The organism is Variovorax sp. OV700 (assembly GCF_900099805.1).
Taxonomy (GTDB): Bacteria; Pseudomonadota; Gammaproteobacteria; order Burkholderiales; family Burkholderiaceae_C; genus Variovorax.
The window spans coordinates 1-16828 of record NZ_FNDR01000003.1 but is presented as its reverse complement, the minus strand read 5'-3'; the positions used below and the strand labels follow the sequence as shown (position 1 = coordinate 16828).

The following is a 16828-nucleotide window of genomic DNA, read 5'->3' as shown; positions in this document are numbered from 1 at the left end:
ACCATGTACATCGCACACACCGTTGCCGAACTGCGCGACCATCTGGCCGCATTCAAGCGTCCCGCCTTCGTTCCCACCATGGGCAACCTGCACGACGGTCACCTCGCGCTGATCAGGCAGGCCAAGCCGCTGGGCGACGTGACGGTGGCGAGCATCTTCGTCAATCGCCTGCAGTTTCTGCCGCACGAGGATTTCGACACCTATCCGCGCACCTGGGACAGCGACTGCGAGAAGCTGCGCGCGGCCGGCTGCGACGTGCTGTTCGCGCCGGATGAAAAGGCGCTCTACCCCGAGCCGCAAACCTGCAAGGTGCACCCGGACCCGGCGCTGGCCGACATCCTCGAAGGCCACTTCCGCCCGGGCTTCTTCGTCGGCGTGTGCACGGTGGTGATGAAGCTCTTCAGCTGCGTGCAGCCGCGCGTGGCCGTGTTCGGCAAGAAGGACTACCAGCAGCTGATGACGATCCGCCACATGGTGCGGCAGTTCGCGTTGCCGATCGAGATCATTGGCAGCGAAACCTTTCGCGCCGACGATGGGCTGGCGCTGTCGTCGCGCAACGGCTACCTGAGCAAGGAGGAGCGCGCGGAGGCCGTGCAGCTCTCGAAGGCGCTGAAGGCCATGGCTGAAGCCGTGCAAGCCGGCGAACACGATTTGGCCGCGATCGAAACGCGGGCAATGCAGGCGCTGTCTCAGCGCGGCTGGCAACCGGACTATCTTGTGCTGCGGCGCCGTTCCGATCTGCAGGGGCCCACCTCTGCCGATCTGGCTGGCGAGCCGCTCGTGGCGTTGGCCGCGGCTCGGTTGGGCGGCACGCGGCTGATCGACAACCTGGAGATCGAGGCACCGGCTTCATGACCTACAGCGTCAAGGAAATCTTCTACACCCTGCAGGGCGAAGGCGGCCAGGCGGGCATGCCGGCCGTGTTCTGCCGCTTCGCCGGCTGCAACCTCTGGACGGGCCGCGAGGAGGACCGCGCCACGGCTGTCTGCCGTTTCTGCGACACCGACTTCGTCGGCACCGACGGCACGCTTGGCGGCAAGTTCAAGGATGCCGGCCAGCTCGCCGACACCATCGCCGCGCAGTGGCCGGTTGGCGACGCCGAGCATCGGTTGGTGGTGCTGACCGGTGGCGAGCCGCTGCTGCAGGTGGATGCGGCGCTGGTCGACGCGCTGCATGCGCGGCGCTTTCGCATCGCGGTCGAAAGCAACGGCACCGTCGTGGCGCCCGAAGGCATCGACTGGCTCTGCATCAGCCCCAAGGCCGGTGCGCCCTGGGTGCAGCAGCGCGGACAGGAGCTGAAGCTGGTCTGGCCGCAGACCGAATTCGACCTCGACGCGATGGCGCGCACAGGCGAGTTCACCCACCGCTTCCTGCAGCCGATGGACGGGCCCGACCGGGTCGCGAACACCGAACTGTGCATTGCCGAGTGCATGCGCCATCCCACCTGGCGGCTCAGCGTCCAGACCCACAAGATCACTGGCATCCGCTGAGCGCGGAGAGACTTTTCAGATGCGATTCACCATCAGCCAACGCTTTTTCTTCGATGCCGCGCACACGCTGAAGCGCGACATCGAGGTCGAAGGCAGCCGCCGTATTCACGGCCACACCTACCACGCCGAAGTCTGGCTTTCGGGCCAGCGCGATCCCGTGACGGGCATGGTGATCGACCTGGGGCTGCTGCGCCGCCGGCTGGACGAGGTGCGCGAACTGCTGGACCACCACCTGCTGGACGACGTGGCGGGGCTGCATCCGCCGACGCTGGAGAATCTGTGCCTTTTCATTGCGGATGCGTTGCCGGAATTCCATGCGTCGCTCGCGCGGGTGCGTGTGTGGCGAGAGGCGCTGGGGGACAGCTGCACGCTGGAGTTCTAGGTTTTACTCCCTCTCCCCTTGGGGAGAGGGTTGGGGTGAGGGTGAGCGGCAATGAAGGCCGCGCGATGTTGTGAGAACCCCTCACCCTAGCCCTCTCCCGCACGCGGGAGAGGGAACAACGCGCAGTCAGGCGGCGCCGATACCTGCGATCAGGCTGCCGGCCGGCTGCCCATTCTTCAAACCGGCGGTGAACGCCAGCATCCGATCGATCGGCACCCGCGCGCGCAGCCCTAGCGCCGGATCGACATGGATCTCGCCCGCACCTGTTTCCAACGCATTCGCCAGTTCCACCAGCCCGTTCATCGCCATCCACGGGCAATGCGCGCAGCTCTTGCAGGTGCCGCCATTACCCGCGGTCGGCGCTTCGATGAAGGTCTTGCCGGGATTGAGCGTGCGCAGCTTGTGCAGCATGCCAGTGTCGGTGGCGACGATGAATTCCTTTGCGTCCATGCCCCGTGCCGCATTCAGGATCGCGGAGGTCGAGCCGACCGCATCGGCCAATGCGATCACGTCGGCTGGCGATTCAGGGTGCACCAGCACCTTCGCGGCCGGATGCTCTTTCATAAGCAGGTCGAGCTCGAGCGCCTTGAATTCGTCGTGCACGATGCAGGCGCCGTTCCAGCTCACCATGTCGGCGCCCGTCTGGCGCTGGATGTAGTCGCCCAGGTGGCGGTCCGGGCCCCAGAGGATCTTTCGGCCCTGTGCGTGCAGCGCGCTCACCACGTCGAGCGCGCAGCTCGACGTGACGAGCCAGTCGGCGCGCGCCTTCACGGCCGCGCTGGTGTTGGCATAGACGACCACGGTCCGATCGGGGTGCTGGTCGCAGAAGGCGCTGAATTCGTCGACCGGGCAGCCCAGGTCGAGCGAGCAGTTGGCGTCCAAGTCGGGCATCAGCACGCGCTTCTCGGGCGAGAGGATCTTGGCGGTCTCGCCCATGAAGCGCACGCCCGACACCACCAGCGTGGTGGCGGCATGGTCGCGGCCGAAGCGCGCCATCTCGAGCGAATCGCTCACGATGCCGCCGGTTTCCTCGGCCAGGTCCTGCAGGTCGGGGTGCACGTAGAAGTGCGACACCATGACGGCATTGCGCTCGCGCAGCAGGCGGCGAATGCGCTCCTTGAGGGCGATGCGCTCGCCGGGCGAGGGCTCGGGCGGAACGCGCGCCCAGGCGTGGCGGGTGTCGCAGACGCTGCCTTGCGCTGCGGGCTGTTCGTAGTCGACGTCGATGACGGATGCGTTCGCCATGGCGGTTCAGTCGTGCTCGGGTTGGAAGCGCATCGAATAGTCGATGGCTTTGACGTCCTTGGTCAACGCACCGACCGAGATGCGGTCGACACCGGTTTCGGCCAGGGTGCGCAGGCCCTCGAGCGTCACGCCGCCGGAGATTTCGAGCACGGCCTTGCGGTCGGCGCCGGTCTCGTCGTTGATGCGAACCGCCTCGCGCAAGGTCGGCAGGTCCATGTTGTCGAGCAGCACCATGCGCGCGCCGGCTTTGAGCGCCTCGCGCAGCTGCCCCAGCGTTTCGACCTCGACTTCGACGAAGGCCGCGCGCTCCGCGACGGGTGTCACGGCACGCAGCGCCGCGGCCACGCCGCCGGCAGCGGCGATGTGGTTTTCCTTGATGAGCACCGCGTCGTAAAGGCCGATGCGGTGGTTCAGGCCGCCGCCGGTGCGCACTGCGTATTTCTGCGCCAGGCGCAGGCCCGGCAGCGTCTTTCGCGTATCGACGATGCGGGCGCGCGTGCCGCGAACCGCATCGGCGTAAAGGGCGGTCTTGGTGGCGACCGCGCTCAGCAGCTGAAGAAAATTGAGCGCGGTGCGCTCGGCCGTCAGCAACGCGCGGGCACTGCCCTCGATTTCGAGCACAACCTGGTCGGCCGCACAGCGCTCGCCCTCGCCGCACAGCCAGCGGATGCGGGCCTCTGGATCGAGCTGCCGCACGGTGGCCTCGACCCAGGGCGCACCGCAGACCACGGCCGCCTCGCGCGCCAGCACGCGGGCCAGGGCCCGGCGGCCGGGATCGACCAGCGAAGCGGTCAGGTCGCCATCGGCCACATCTTCCTGCAGTGCGCGGGCGGCGTCGGCGTGGGCCAGCTCGGCCACGGCCGGCGCCGAAAAATCAAAGCGAAGGCTCATGGCTCTTGTCTCTTCAGTCTTGTTGGGGTGAACCGCGTGGTTCCGCGGGCGCGAGCACCGACTCGGGCACCGGATCGCGGCCGGTCAGCGAGGCGACGGCCTCCCGGGGGCTCAGCTTGCCGTCGAGCAGTGCGACCACGCCTTCGGCGATGGGCATTTCGACGCCCAGGCCCCGCGCGCGCTGCACCACGGTGCGTGCGCAATAGACGCCTTCGGCCACATGCCCCAGCGAAGCCACGGCCTCTGCCAGGGTGCGGCCCTGCGCCAGCAGCAGGCCGACCTTGCGATTGCGCGACAGGTCGCCAGTCGAGGTCAGCACCAGGTCGCCCAAGCCGGAAAGGCCCATGAAAGTCTCGGCGCGCGCACCGAGCGCCAAGCCGAAGCGCGTCATTTCCGCCAGGCCGCGCGTGATGAGCGCGGCGCGCGCATTGAGCCCCAGCGCCAGTCCGTCGCAAAGGCCGGTGGCAATGGCCAGCACGTTCTTGACCGCGCCGCCGACTTCGACACCCACGATGTCGTCGTTGGCGTAGACACGCAAGGCCGGTCCATGGAAGGCATCGACCAGCGCGTCGCGCACCGCCGCATGCGGGCTCGCGGCCACGAGCGCGGTGGGCCGTCCTTCGGCGACTTCCTGTGCAAAGCTCGGCCCGCTGAGCACGCCCGCTAGCAATTCAGGAGCAACTTGCGCCCAGATCTCATGGGCCAGCAAGCCAAAGGAGGCCGGAGATTGGTCAAGCGCAGGCTCCACGCCCTTGCACAGCCACGCCACTGGCGCGGTCGTGCCGCGCAGGTCCGTGAGCTGCTGGCGCAGGGCGGCCATGGGCGTGGCGACTATGACAAGTTCGGCGCCTACCGAAGCCTGGCGGAGATCGCCGGCCCGCACCGTGAGCGAGGGCGGCAAGGCCAGGCCAGGCAGGTAGCGGATGTTTTCGCGCGCGGCCGAGATCGCGGCGGCCTGGGCCGCGTCGCGCGCCCAGAGCGTGACCTCGTGGCGGTCCGCCGCGTTGACGGCCAGCGCCGTGCCCCAGGCACCGGCGCCATGAACGCAGATCTTCATCGGCGTTGCGGCGTTGTGCCAGGTTTACTGCGCGAGGGTCGGCGAGGGCTGGCCGGCGGCCTGAGCCTGCTGCTGCTCGTACATCGCCTGGAAATTGATTTCCGCCAGGTGCACGGGCGGGAAGCCACCGCGCTGGATCACGTCGGCCACGTTGCCGCGCAGGTAGGGATAGACGATCTGCGGGCAGGCGATGCCGAGGATCGGGCCCATCTGGTCTTCGGGCAGGTTGCGGATCTCGAAGATGCCGGCTTGCTTGGCTTCGACCAGGAACACGGTCTTGTCCTGGATCTTGGTCTGCACGGTGGCCGAAACGGTGATTTCGAAGATGCCTTCAGCCACCGGCTGGGCGTCCACGCCAAGCTGGATGTCGACGGTGGGCTGCTCCTGCTCGAGCAGGATGGCGGGTGAATTCGGCTGTTCGAGCGACAGGTCCTTGAGGTAGACGCGCTGGATCTGGAAAACGGGATCTTGGGCTTGCTGGTCGGCCATGGCTGAACTTTCGAGGATCAAAACAATGCCCGCCGGGGAGAGGTTCCCGCAGCGGGCTGCAGATGAATGAGCAGGCGATTATCGCCCGACGCCCGGACCGCTTTCGCGGCGTTCGGCTGCTTCGTACATCAAGCGCCCTGCAGGAGCGGAACCAGGCCGCCGCGACTGTCGAGCGCCATCAGGTCGTCGCAACCGCCCACGTGGGTGTCGCCGATGAAAATCTGCGGCACGGTGCGGCGCCGGGTGATCTCCATCATGGTGTTGCGGGCGTCCGGATCACTGTCGATGCGAATTTCTTCGATTTGCTCGACACCCTTGGACTTGAGGATCTGCTTGGCACGAATGCAATAGGGGCAGACGGCGGTGGTGTACATCTTGACGGCTTGCATACGCTTTAGCTGAGGCAGGCTCAGGCTTTTTCAACCGGCAGGTTAGCCTCTTTCCAAGCCTTGAGGCCGCCGGCCACCGCTTGGGCCTGCTCGTAGCCGAGTTTCTTGGCCATGGCCACGGCGCGCTGGGCACGGGCTCCGGTGGCGCACACCAGCAGCAGCGGCACGTTCTTGTTCTTGACCGTGCCGGTCAGCTTTTCTTCCAGCAGGTTCAGGGGAACGTTCTTGGCGCCGATCATGTGGCCGGTGGCGAACTCTTCGGGTTCGCGCACGTCGACCAGCACCGCGCGTTCGCGGTTGATGAGCTGCACCGCCCCTTGGGCCGTGAGGGTGCCGCCGCCGACGCCGCCGCGGATCAGCGGCCAGGCCAGCATGCCACCCGAGCTGAGTGCGATCAGGATCAGCATCCAGTTGGCGGTGACGAATTCGATCAATTTCACGGGGGTTCCTTGGATGGCAAACCCGGGATTTTAGAATGCTGGTTTTCCCAAGCGCTGCCAAAGGCTTCCCACATGCACAAACTGGTACTGATCCGCCATGGCGAATCGACCTGGAATCTCGAAAACCGCTTCACCGGATGGACGGATGTCGACCTGACCGAAACCGGCATCGAGCAGGCCAAACAGGCCGGCCGGCTGCTCAAGGCCGAGGGCTACGACTTCGACGTGGCCTACACCAGCGTGCTCAAGCGCGCTACCCGCACGCTCTGGCACACGCTGGACGAGCTCGACCGCACCTGGCTGCCGGTGGTGCATTCCTGGCGCCTGAACGAGCGCCACTACGGCGGCCTGCAGGGGCTGAACAAGGCCGAAACGGCCAAAAAATACGGCGATGAGCAGGTGCTGGTCTGGCGCCGCAGCTACAACACCCCTCCTCCGCCGCTGGAAGCCGACGACCCGCGCAGCGAACGCAGCGACGTGCGCTACGCCAAGCTGTCGCCCGAGCAGATCCCGCTGACCGAGTGCCTGAAGGACACGGTGGCGCGCGTGCTGCCGTTCTGGAACGAATCGATGGCGCCGGCCATCCGCGCCGGGCGCCGCCTGGTGGTGGCGGCGCACGGCAATTCGATCCGGGCGCTGGTCAAGTACCTGGACGGCATTTCGGACGACGCCATCGTCGGCCTGAACATTCCGAACGGCATTCCGCTGGTCTACGAACTCGATGACGAGCTCAAGCCGCTGCGGCACTACTACCTGGGCGATGCTGCGGCCGCCGAAAAGGCCGCCGCGGCGGTGGCGTCGCAGGGCAAAGGCTGAAGAAAAGAAAACCCTTGGCGGCGGTCCCCCGTGGAACCCCGGCAGGCAATTTGCTTCCAAGCTGTGTATATTGGCTCGACAGCCGACAAGGACAATCACTCATGATGGGCCAGAAATTGAAGATTACCGGCTGGGTCGCCGCTGGCGCCGTTGCCGGCGTCCTGACCACCGTCTCGTTGCAGACGGTCGCGCGCGGCTCGCTTGCGCCGCTCCCGCTCGAGGAATTGCAGCAGCTCGCTGCCGTTTTCGGCATGGTCAAGAGCGACTATGTCGAGCCGGTCGATGAGAAAAAGCTCATTTCCGATGCCATCTCCGGCATGGTGGCCGGCCTCGACCCGCATTCCCAGTACTTCGACAAGAAGTCCTTCAAGGAATTCAGGGAAGGCACGACCGGCCGATTCGTCGGCGTGGGCATCGAGATCTCGCAAGAAGACGGCCTGATCAAGGTGGTGTCGCCGATCGAGGGCTCGCCGGCCTTCCGCGCCGGCCTGAAGCCGAACGACCTGATCACCAAGATCGACGACACCGCGGTGCGCGGCCTGTCGCTCAACGAAGCCGTCAAGCGCATGCGCGGCGAGGCCAACACCAAGGTGCTGCTGACCATCTTCCGCAAGGACGAGAGCCGCACCTTCCCGGTCACGATCACGCGGGAAGAAATCCGGACCCAATCGGTGCGCGGCAAAGTCATGGAGCCGGGCTACGGCTGGATCCGGCTGTCACAGTTCCAGGAACGCACGGTCGACGACTTCGTGAAGAAGGTCGAAGACATCTACAAGGAAGAGCCCAACCTCAAGGGCATGGTGCTCGACCTGCGCAACGACCCGGGCGGCCTGCTCGACGCGGCGGTGGCCATCTCGGCTGCCTTCCTGCCCGAGAACGTCACGGTGGTGTCCACCGACGGCCAGCTGGCCGAGAGCAAGTCGGTCTACAAGGCGGCACCCGAGTTCTACCAGCGCCGCTCCGGCAGCGACCCGCTGCGCAACCTGCCCGCCGCCCTCAAGACGGTGCCGCTGGTGGTGCTGGTGAACGAAGGTTCGGCCTCCGCGAGCGAAATCGTCGCCGGTGCGCTGCAGGACCACAAGCGCGCCACCGTCATGGGCAGCCAGACCTTCGGCAAGGGCTCGGTGCAGACCGTGCGCCCGCTCGGACCGGACACGGGCCTCAAGATCACCACAGCGCGCTACTACACGCCAAGCGGCACCTCGATCCAGGCCAAGGGCATCGTGCCCAACGTGCTGGTCGACGAAAGCGCCGAGGGCAGCCCCTTCGCCGCCCTCCGCATGCGCGAGGCCGACCTTGAGAAGCACCTGGCCAGCGGCCAGGGCCCCGAGACCAAGGACCCGGAACGCGAAAAGGCCCGCGACGAAGCCCGCAAGCGCCTCGAGGAAGAAGCCAAGAAGCCGCCGCAGGACCGCAAGGTGCCCGAGTTCGGCACCGACAAGGACTTTCCGCTGGTGCAGGCGCTCAACCGCCTCAAGGGCCAGCCGGTGCTCGTGAGCAAGACGCAGGTCATCGTCGACAACAAGGAAGAGAAGAAGGAAAACTGAAGCGCGCACCTGTCAAGGCAGGGCGGGCCGAGGCGCGCATGGACGATCACGACCTGCTGCGCTATTCGCGGCACATCCTGCTCGAGGAGTTCGGCATCGACGGCCAGGAGCGCGTCACTGCCGGGCGCGCGCTGGTCATCGGCGCGGGTGGCCTGGGTTCGCCCGTGGCGCTGTACCTCGCGGCCGCCGGCGTCGGGCACATCGTGCTGGTGGACGACGACGAGGTCGACCTCACTAACCTGCAGCGCCAGGTCGCCCACACGAACGCACGCGTGGGTCGCCTCAAGGTCGAATCGGCCGCAGAGGCCATGCGCGGCATCAACCCCGACATCGCCATCGAGACGCACGCCCTGCGAGCGGACGAAGCGCTGCTCTCGCGCCTCGTCGCGGCGGCGGACGTGGTGGTCGACTGCTGCGACAACTTTGCCACCCGGCACGCCGTCAACCGCGCCTGCGTGGCGCACGGCAAGCCGCTGGTGGCCGGCGCGGCGATCCGCTTCGATGGCCAGTTGAGCGTGTACGACACGCGCGACCCCGCCTCCCCCTGCTATGCGTGCATCTTTCCACCCGACGCGGCCTTCGAGGAAACGCTTTGCGCGGTGCTTGGCGTGTTCGGCCCAGTGGTCGGCACCATCGGCACGCTGCAGGCCAGCGAAGCGCTCAAGCTGCTGGCGGGCATCGGTCCATCGCTGGCGGGCAAGCTCCTGATGTTCGACGGGCGCCGCACGGCGTTCGACACGCTGAAGATTGCGCGCGATCCGCATTGCAGCGTGTGCGCGCAACGCGCAGCAGCAGGCAACTAACGGAAAGCGCGGCGCCAAGGCGGCGCTGCAGGCGCAGAACGCATCAGCGCGGCGGCGGCTGCTGCTTCGCACCCTTCGCCTTGGCCGCACCCGCGGCCGCCGCACCGGTTGAAGGTTTGTTGGCTTGTGCCAGCACACCCTTGCAATCGGCATCCTCGCCCGGCCCGGTCTCGACGGTGGCAGCCAGGGCCAGCAGCGGATTGAGCGCGCCCAGCACCAGGGCGGCGATGCCGCGCTCCGCCAGCGGCGCCGCCTGCACCCCGCCGGTCGGCGCCCCGAAGGTGCCGCCGACGACCAGCGGCGAGCGCAGCGACAGGAAGCTTCGGTCCTTGGGCTGGGGGCGCACCACGAAGTCGAGCTTTTCGGTCGCCAGGTTGGCCTGGCCGCTGGCATAGAAAACGGTGTCTTCGGTGTCCAGCACCATGCTGCGGCTGGTCATGACGCCCTTGTTGACGTCGAAGGCCATGGCGGCGCAGCGCAGTTCGACGTTCTGGTCGCCGCGCAGCAGGAACTTGATGATCTCGGCGCCGTCCAGCCCCATGAACTCGAGCAACAGGTTGCTGAACCGCCCTCGCCCGGTCAGCGCCGCGACGTCGCCCGAGGCGCCGCCGAGCCAGCTTGCCACGGAGGTTCCCCGCCCCGACAGATTGATCCGGCCATCGAGCCTGCTGAAGCTGCTGCGCATGGTCTCGATCTTGGGAATCAGGCGGTTGAGTTGCACATTGCGCAGGTCGAGCGAGGCGCGGATGTCCGCCGGGTTCTGGGTGGCGTCGATGCGGATGGCGCCAGCCAGCTTGCCGCCGCCCACGCCCAGGTCGAGCGGCTCGAGCGCAAGCACGCTGTTGTTCAGCTTCACCTGCACGCTGCCGCGGTCGAGCGGCACGTCGCGCACGTTCTTGATCCGGTCGGCCACGTACTTGACGTCGGCGTTCATCGCGCGCAGCCGATCGAAGTCGAGGGTGGCGCTCGGCAGCACCTTGGCGTCCTTGCCTCGCTTGACCTGCTTGATGGTGGGAGGCGGCGCCACGCCCTCCACCGCCTTGGCCGACCGTTCGGTGGGCGGCAGGCCGATGAGCGGGCCGAGGTCGTCCATGTCCATCACCCGAGAGCGCAATTCACCCGCGAGGTGCGGCACCTTGCCCGCCTGGTCGAAACGCATGTCGCCGGCGATGTCGGACAGACCGAGCCGGCCCTTGAGTCCGGCCACCTCCCATTGCTTGCCGCGCTTGCGCAGGTCGCCGCTCAGCGCATAGGGGGAGGTTTCCGGCAGCGCGATGCCCAGCAGGGGGAACAGAGCGCCGAGGGTCTGGCCCTTGAGTTCGAACTTCGCGTCGATCCCGTCGAGGTCGGCAAAGTCGGTCACCGTGCCCGAGGCCTTGAGCCGCGTCTGGCCGGCGGCAGCATTTACCTCCAGCGGAAACGGCTGCGCGCCGGCCGCCTTGAGCTGCAACACGTTGCCGGTACGCCCTTCGGCGGTCAGCGGCTGGCCCTTGTAGCGGCCCTTGATCCGATAGCTGAGCGGAAGCGTGCCGAGACTGGTGTCGTAGTTCACATCGGCGTGCAGGTCGACTCCCAGGTGCTTGGCCAGGAAATCGACCGCGCCGCTGTCGACCTGCATCAGGCCGATGACGGGAACGGTGCCGGGGTCGGAGGTGTCCTTGCCGAGTGCCCATGTACGCCGCCCGTCGGCCTCCATCTGGAGACCGAGGGTGGGCGAAACGAGCGCCAGCCGCGGAATCACGATCTTCTGCCTGATGAGGGGCCAGAGCCGGATGTCGAATTCGGCGCGCTCCGCCTTGACCAGGTAAGGGTCGCGCGCCCACTGCGGATTGGCAAACTCGATGCCGTCGGCCTTGATGGTGGCTCCGCGCAGCCCGAGCCCGACGTCGAGCCGGCGCGTGATCTCGAACTTGCGTCCGGTTTTTTCGCTGACATAGCGGTTCAGGGGTTCGCGCAGCGTGTCCCACGGAAAAAGCGCCAGTACCACCGCCAGCAGGGCGAGCAGCAGCAAGAAGACCCCCAGCACCTTGAGCCAGAACTCTCCGGTGCGAAGCCGGTTGCCAAGGACGACATTCGTTGCCATGCCGTCTGGATAAACCGGCCGCGGCGCTCCACAGGTCGGCAGTGGACCGCAAAAACCGTGAGGCATTGCCTACGGAACGAAGAGATAAAGCGGCTTCGTCAGAACACGCCTACAACACGCGTCCCTCGAACCCTGCATGATGCTTGCCGGCGGGGCATCAATCTTCAATGCGCAGACACTCGCCAGCAGGAGTTCGGAGACACCTGCCAACGTCAGAGGAAGCGCGGTTCGGCATGGATACCAGATTGCAGACCTATATCGTCGAAGACAACCCCACGATCCGTGAAAACCTCATTGGCACTCTGGAAGAACTTACCTGCACGACGGTCGTCGGCTTTGCCGAAACCGAAGCAAATGCGAGGCAGTGGCTGCACGACCATAGCGAAGAGTGGGATCTGGCGGTGGTCGATCTTTTTCTCAAGCAAGGCAGCGGGCTTGGCGTGCTCCAGGCCTGCACCGCGCGCCGGGCCAACCAGAAGGTGGTGGTGCTCAGCAACTATGCGACGCCCGACATCCGGCGGCGCTGCGCCGAATTCGGTGTCGATGCGGTGTTCGACAAGTCGAACGAGATCGACGCGCTGGTCGACTTCTGCATCCTCGAGGCAGCGGCTCACCGTCCCGCCTCAGACTGAAAACGAAAAAGCGGCCGCAATGGGCCGCTTCTTGTTCGACACGGGGCTGTTGCCCTCAATCGATCAGCTTGTTCTTCAAGGCGTAGTACGTGAGGTCGCTGTTGGAAGACAGGTTCATCTTCTCCATCAAGCGCGTCCGGTAGGTACTGACGGTCTTGACCGACAACGACAGCGTCTTGGCAATGTCGCCCGCGGTTTCGCCTTTGGCGAGCTTCAGGAACACCTGGAATTCCCGCTCCGAGAGTTGTTCGTGCGGTGCAGCATCGTCCTTGCGGTCGAGCTGGCGTGCGAGCAACTCCGCAACGGCCGGCGTGATGTAACGGCGGCCGAGCGAGATGGTGCGAATCGCATTGACGATCTCGATCGGGTCGCACTCCTTGTTGAGGTACCCGCTCGCGCCCTGCCGGATGAGATTCATCGCGTAGTGCTCTTCGGGATAGCCGCTCAGGATCAGGATGCCCACGTCCGGCGCCTTGGCGCGGATCATGGCAAGAGCGTCGATGCCGCTCTGCCCGGGCATGGAAAGGTCCATCACCAGCACATCGAGTTCCGTGGTGCGCACGAGTTCGATGGCTTCGCGGCCACTGGCGGCTTCGCCGGCCACGCGCAAGTCGACGTGTTCGGAGAAGAACTGCCTCAGGCCAGATCTCACGATGGCGTGGTCGTCCACAATTCCAATTTTGATCATCTGTTACTTTCTTCGTTGTGTCGCATCTGTGGAAGCTGCAACATGCCGGTCCCCTGCTAGTTATCGATTATTCACGAACTTGTGTTGAAAGCACCTTCGAAAGTTTCATGCACTGGTTAGCTCCTCCAAAAATGGCCGTGAGCCTCCTGCTCGCGGCGCTGGCTGCGCTGGCACTCGTTGGCATCAACGAGGCCGGTTACCGCCAGTCGAGCCGTGCGCTGGCGGACATCGGCGAGGCGCAAAAGGTGCGCGCCACGCTCAACCTTATTCTGCAGAACATGCTCGATGCCGAAACCGGCCAGCGAGGCTATCTCCTGACCGGCGAAACCAGCTACCGCCAGCCCTACGACGCGGCAGTCAGACAGGTCGACGGGCATCTGGCCACACTACGCCAACTTTACGCCGAACGGCCGGCCGAGCGCACGCAGTTGGCGGACCTTTCCAAGCACGTACTGCGCAAGATCGCCGAAATGGACATGAGCGTGCGGCTGCGGCAGGACGGCAAGGACGACGCCTGGAAGTTCGTCATCACGACCGACGTCGGGCGCGAGGAAATGGACGCCATCCGCAAGAGCGCCCTCGACCTGGTCGCAAACAGCAACAGGACCCTGAACGAAAGCCAGGTGCAGGTGATGAGGTCACTGCAGCTGGCGCGCATCGGCACCGCCATCGTGGCGTTAGCCGCTTTTTTTGCGTTTTTCCTGTACCTGCGGCAGACGCATGCGCTGCGCTCGATCGGGGAGCGCCAGCAGGAAACGCTGCAGCGGGAACGCAACGCGCTCGAAGACGAGGTGCGCGAACGCACAGCGTCGCTGGCCGAACTGGCCACCCACCTGCAGGACGTGCGCGAAACAGAGCGCGGCTATCTCGCGCGCGAACTGCACGACGAACTCGGCTCGCTGCTCACGGCAGCCAAGCTGGACGTCGCCCGTCTCAAGTCGAGGCTGCTCGATGCGCCCGACGCCACCCAGCGGCTGCAGCATCTGACCGAGCTGCTGAACAGCGGCATCGCGCTCAAGCGCCGCATCATCGAAGACCTGCGACCCTCATCGCTTTCGAACCTCGGGCTGGTCGCATCGCTCGAGATTCTCGGACGCGAATTCGCCGAGCGATCGGGCATCCAGGTGCAGATGGCGCTCGAACCCGTGGCCATGGACGAATCGCGCCAGCTCACGATCTACCGCATGGTGCAGGAGAGCCTCACCAACATCGGCAAGTACGCGGAAGCCGGCGAAGCCACGATCGTCCTGAAGAACTACGAGAACCACGTGATCGTGGAAGTCGCCGACAACGGGAAGGGCTTTGATCCCCTGCGCGTCCACCCCTCGACCCACGGCCTCGCGGGCATGCGCCACCGGGTCGAGGCCGCCCGCGGCAGGCTCACGATCGCTTCTACGCCGGGGCGCGGCACCCGGCTGAGCGCCATGCTGCCGACCGTCAAGGTGCTTTGACGCAGCACCGGGGGCCGCGGCGCCGACGCCCTTGCGCGACTCGCCGCACAGGCGGCTTTTGAGGAACTCGGCCATCTCCTACGCACCCCGCGCCCGGTCGCTGACAGGGTCTGGCGGGGGGGCCACTTAAGGTTGATCCCGAGCCGTTCATCTCATTCCTCTTTTGAACGGGCCTTCTAAAAACTACGAGCGAAGCCTCGAAGGAGTCCACATGTTGTATTACGCAGTGGTGTTTCTGGTCATCGCCCTGATTGCCGCCGTATTCGGTTTCGGCGGCATTGCAGCCAGCGCAGTAGGAATCGCAAAGATCCTTTTCGTGATCTTCGCCGTGCTTGCCATCGCTAGTTTTCTGGCCGGCTTGCTCAGGCGCAAGTAGCGTCGTTACGATCAGCAGGCTCCCGCAATTCATCTCCCCGGAAAGGAAATTCTCATGAACACGACGACCAAGACTCCCTCGCAAATTGCCGAAGAGGCGCGCCAGACTGCCAACGACGCGGTCGACACGACCCGCGCTTATGCGCAGAACGCAGTGAATGCGGCCGGCGAGAAGGTGCGCGAACTGCGCCGCGATGCGGAACCCGCGGTCGAGCAACTGGCAGCGCGCGTGCAGCAGGCAGTGCAGCGCGGCCTCGATGCGGCATCGACCACGAGTGCCCGTGCCCAGCGCCGGCTCGAACAGGCTGCCGACGTCACTGGCCGCTATATCTCCGACCAGCCCGTGCGCTCGGTGCTGATTGCCGCCGCAGCCGGCGCCGCGATCACCGCGCTCATCGTGCTGGCCAGCCGCAACCATCGGGACGACTACTGATCCGCTGCCGCCAATCCGCCGCTCCACCCGATTCCCGCGCACCATGCTTCATCCGATCTTTTCCACGGTGCTCGGGCATCCGGAACTCATTGCCGAACACGCGGCGAACTACGCGGCGCTGGTCAGGCAGGAGGCCTCAGAGGCCGGGCGCGGCATTGTCGCGCGCATCGTGGCCGGCGTGCTGGCTGCGGCCAGCGCCATGCTGGCGCTCGGGCTCATCGGCGTTGCGGTGCTGATGGGCGTGCTGCATGGCAGCTTTCACTGGGTACTGGTCGCCGTTCCCGGCGCGGCGCTGGTATTTGCCGGCATCTGTGCCTGGCTGGCCGCGCGACCGTTCCCGGCCTACGGGTTCGACGATCTGCGCGAGCAGGTCCATGCAGACCTGACGGCATTGCACGAAGCAGGAGCCCGCCATGAACGACGTTGAGCGCAGTTTTCTCACGCCGAAGGAGCGGCTTGCCATTTCGCGCCGGGCGCTCGTCAAAGAGCTGAACGGTGACGACGAGCCGGACGACCGTCTCCGCAGCAGGCGCGGTGCAGCAGGGCAAGAGCCGGCGGGAATACCCGACGTCGACGACACCGCGGAGCCCGGCCATCCGTTCCGGGGGCACCGAAGATGGGTCTCCATGGCGCGCAGCATGACCGAGCGCTGGTGGCGCCGCCATCCAGCCCATGCGGTGGGCCAGCTTGCGCGGCCGGTGCTCGAGCACTATGCCCGCAAGGAGCCAGCGAAGCTCATGGCGATTGCTGCGGCCACGGGCGCGGCGATGGTGCTTCTCAAGCCGTGGCGCCTGCTCTCCTTTACGGCGGTGCTGGCGGCTGTGCTCAAGACATCCGACGTGGCTGACGTCGTCAACACGTTGATGCAGAAAAACACAAGCCCACGAAAGGACCCCTCATGAATGCCCAAGTTTCCACGGCCGCGAACCCGGCAGGACACAAGCGCCTGGTGCTCGACGAGAAAGCCATCGGCGAGGCAGCCAAGAGCCTCGACGAAGGCGCCGTCACCCCGAGCTACGGCCCCTGGCGGGACGACGTCGTGAAGCTGCTGAACGACGCGCTCGCCACCGAACTGGTCTGCGTGCTGCGCTACAAGCGCCACTACTTCACCGCCAACGGAGTGTCGTCGCCGAAGATCGCCGAAGAATTCCTGGTGCACGCCAACGCAGAGTCGGGACATGCCGACCGCATCGCGGAACGCATCGTGCAGTTGGGCGGCGAGCCCGACTTTGCACCCACGCATCTGCTTGATCGCAGCCACGCCAGCTACGACGAATCCACGGACCTGCAGTCCATGGTGCGCGCCAACCTCGTGGCGGAGCGTATTGCGGTGGAAACCTACCGTCAGATGATCAACCTGATCGGCGACAAGGATCCGACGACGCGGCGGATGCTGGAAGACATTCTTTCCGACGAGGAAGAGCATGCCGACGAGCTGAAGGATTGGCTCGGCCACTGAGCGGGCCCAAGCCCGCCACCACGCAGAAAAAAGCCCGGACGAACCGGGCATTTTTCTTGGGCGTGACCCGTCCTGAAATGGGTTGACACCTTTTCCCCCAAGAAAAGGCAAGTCAATGGAATCAGGCGTCAAACGCACGCAGCGTGACTACACGCTGG

The 16828-nt window shown here is 65.9% G+C and carries 21 protein-coding genes; 13 read left to right on the top strand and 8 right to left on the bottom strand.

The features are described 5' to 3' along the window. Positions 1-3 precede the first annotated feature (3 nt). The 3 genes from panC to BLR24_RS07200 are packed head-to-tail and all read left to right on the top strand — an operon-like array spanning position 4 to position 1872. A complete protein-coding gene (gene panC, locus BLR24_RS07210; protein WP_093014912.1) occupies positions 4-855 on the top strand; it encodes a pantoate--beta-alanine ligase in 852 nt (283 codons plus the stop codon). After that, a complete protein-coding gene (gene queE / locus BLR24_RS07205) occupies positions 852-1490 on the top strand; it encodes a 7-carboxy-7-deazaguanine synthase (protein WP_093014909.1) in 639 nt (212 codons plus the stop codon). The genes panC and queE overlap by 4 nt, the downstream gene beginning before the upstream one ends. Before the next feature lie 19 nt (positions 1491-1509). Further along, positions 1510-1872: a 6-carboxytetrahydropterin synthase gene (locus BLR24_RS07200; RefSeq protein ID WP_093014906.1), complete on the top strand. Its 363-nt coding sequence runs from the start codon at positions 1510-1512 to the stop codon at positions 1870-1872. Between the two features lie 126 nt (positions 1873-1998). Here BLR24_RS07200 and nadA read toward each other — a convergent pair whose 3' ends face one another. From nadA to BLR24_RS07170, 6 genes are all read right to left on the bottom strand, one after another. Next, a complete protein-coding gene (nadA, locus tag BLR24_RS07195; RefSeq protein WP_093014903.1) occupies positions 1999-3117 on the bottom strand; it encodes a quinolinate synthase NadA in 1119 nt (372 codons plus the stop codon). 6 nt (positions 3118-3123) lie between these two features. Next, entirely contained in the window at positions 3124-4008 is an 885-nt protein-coding gene (gene nadC / locus BLR24_RS07190; RefSeq protein ID WP_093014900.1) for a carboxylating nicotinate-nucleotide diphosphorylase, read from the bottom strand. A gap of 13 nt (positions 4009-4021) precedes the next feature. Next, positions 4022-5065 carry an NAD(P)H-dependent glycerol-3-phosphate dehydrogenase gene (locus BLR24_RS07185; protein ID WP_093014897.1) on the bottom strand — a complete coding sequence of 348 codons (1044 nt, stop codon included), beginning with the start codon at positions 5063-5065 and terminating at the stop codon, positions 4022-4024. A gap of 24 nt (positions 5066-5089) precedes the next feature. After that, the gene (gene secB / locus BLR24_RS07180; RefSeq protein ID WP_093014894.1) at positions 5090-5554 is read right to left on the bottom strand and encodes a protein-export chaperone SecB; all 465 of its coding nucleotides are present in this window, start codon (positions 5552-5554) and stop codon (positions 5090-5092) included. 128 nt (positions 5555-5682) lie between these two features. Continuing rightward, positions 5683-5943, bottom strand: coding sequence for a glutaredoxin 3 (grxC, locus tag BLR24_RS07175; RefSeq protein WP_093014891.1), 261 nt, complete (start codon positions 5941-5943; stop codon positions 5683-5685). A gap of 20 nt (positions 5944-5963) precedes the next feature. Further along, positions 5964-6374: a rhodanese-like domain-containing protein gene (locus tag BLR24_RS07170; protein WP_175543231.1), complete on the bottom strand. Its 411-nt coding sequence runs from the start codon at positions 6372-6374 to the stop codon at positions 5964-5966. Between the two features lie 81 nt (positions 6375-6455). On the opposite strand from BLR24_RS07170, the gene gpmA reads away from it, so the two are divergent. The 3 genes from gpmA to BLR24_RS07155 all read left to right on the top strand — a co-directional run bounded on the left by gpmA (position 6456) and on the right by BLR24_RS07155 (position 9549). Further along, positions 6456-7199: a 2,3-diphosphoglycerate-dependent phosphoglycerate mutase gene (gene gpmA, locus BLR24_RS07165; protein WP_093014885.1), complete on the top strand. Its 744-nt coding sequence runs from the start codon at positions 6456-6458 to the stop codon at positions 7197-7199. A gap of 104 nt (positions 7200-7303) precedes the next feature. Further along, a complete protein-coding gene (locus BLR24_RS07160) occupies positions 7304-8746 on the top strand; it encodes a S41 family peptidase (protein WP_055803425.1) in 1443 nt (480 codons plus the stop codon). A gap of 38 nt (positions 8747-8784) precedes the next feature. After that, a complete protein-coding gene (locus BLR24_RS07155; RefSeq protein WP_093014882.1) occupies positions 8785-9549 on the top strand; it encodes a HesA/MoeB/ThiF family protein in 765 nt (254 codons plus the stop codon). A gap of 43 nt (positions 9550-9592) precedes the next feature. Here the strand turns inward: BLR24_RS07155 and BLR24_RS07150 are convergent, their stop codons facing one another. After that, a complete protein-coding gene (locus BLR24_RS07150; RefSeq protein WP_093014879.1) occupies positions 9593-11632 on the bottom strand; it encodes an AsmA family protein in 2040 nt (679 codons plus the stop codon). A gap of 233 nt (positions 11633-11865) precedes the next feature. Between BLR24_RS07150 and BLR24_RS07145 the strand changes: the two genes are divergently transcribed. Beyond that, complete coding sequence (locus tag BLR24_RS07145) at positions 11866-12264, top strand: response regulator (protein WP_093014876.1); 399 nt, start codon at positions 11866-11868, stop codon at positions 12262-12264. A 55-nt stretch (positions 12265-12319) separates the two neighbouring features. On the opposite strand, the gene BLR24_RS07140 is transcribed toward BLR24_RS07145, so the two are convergent. Beyond that, positions 12320-12952 carry a response regulator gene (locus tag BLR24_RS07140; protein WP_007837167.1) on the bottom strand — a complete coding sequence of 211 codons (633 nt, stop codon included), beginning with the start codon at positions 12950-12952 and terminating at the stop codon, positions 12320-12322. A 131-nt stretch (positions 12953-13083) separates the two neighbouring features. On the opposite strand from BLR24_RS07140, the gene BLR24_RS07135 reads away from it, so the two are divergent. From BLR24_RS07135 to BLR24_RS07110, 6 genes are all read left to right on the top strand, one after another. Continuing rightward, positions 13084-14403, top strand: a complete 1320-nt coding sequence (locus BLR24_RS07135) for a CHASE3 domain-containing protein (protein ID WP_093014873.1) — start codon at positions 13084-13086, stop codon at positions 14401-14403. Positions 14404-14614: 211 nt separating this feature from the next. Further along, positions 14615-14779 carry a DUF1328 domain-containing protein gene (locus BLR24_RS07130; protein WP_015866884.1) on the top strand — a complete coding sequence of 55 codons (165 nt, stop codon included), beginning with the start codon at positions 14615-14617 and terminating at the stop codon, positions 14777-14779. A gap of 54 nt (positions 14780-14833) precedes the next feature. Continuing rightward, the gene (locus BLR24_RS07125; RefSeq protein ID WP_093014870.1) at positions 14834-15211 is read left to right on the top strand and encodes a hypothetical protein; all 378 of its coding nucleotides are present in this window, start codon (positions 14834-14836) and stop codon (positions 15209-15211) included. Between the two features lie 43 nt (positions 15212-15254). Beyond that, complete coding sequence (locus BLR24_RS07120; protein WP_093014867.1) at positions 15255-15638, top strand: hypothetical protein; 384 nt, start codon at positions 15255-15257, stop codon at positions 15636-15638. After that, on the top strand, positions 15625-16113 hold the full coding sequence (locus BLR24_RS07115) for a hypothetical protein (RefSeq protein WP_093014864.1): 489 nt from the start codon (positions 15625-15627) through the stop codon (positions 16111-16113). Before BLR24_RS07120 ends, BLR24_RS07115 begins: the two co-directional genes overlap by 14 nt. Then, positions 16110-16670, top strand: coding sequence for a ferritin-like domain-containing protein (locus BLR24_RS07110; protein WP_093014861.1), 561 nt, complete (start codon positions 16110-16112; stop codon positions 16668-16670). Before BLR24_RS07115 ends, BLR24_RS07110 begins: the two co-directional genes overlap by 4 nt. Positions 16671-16828: the final 158 nt, after the last annotated feature.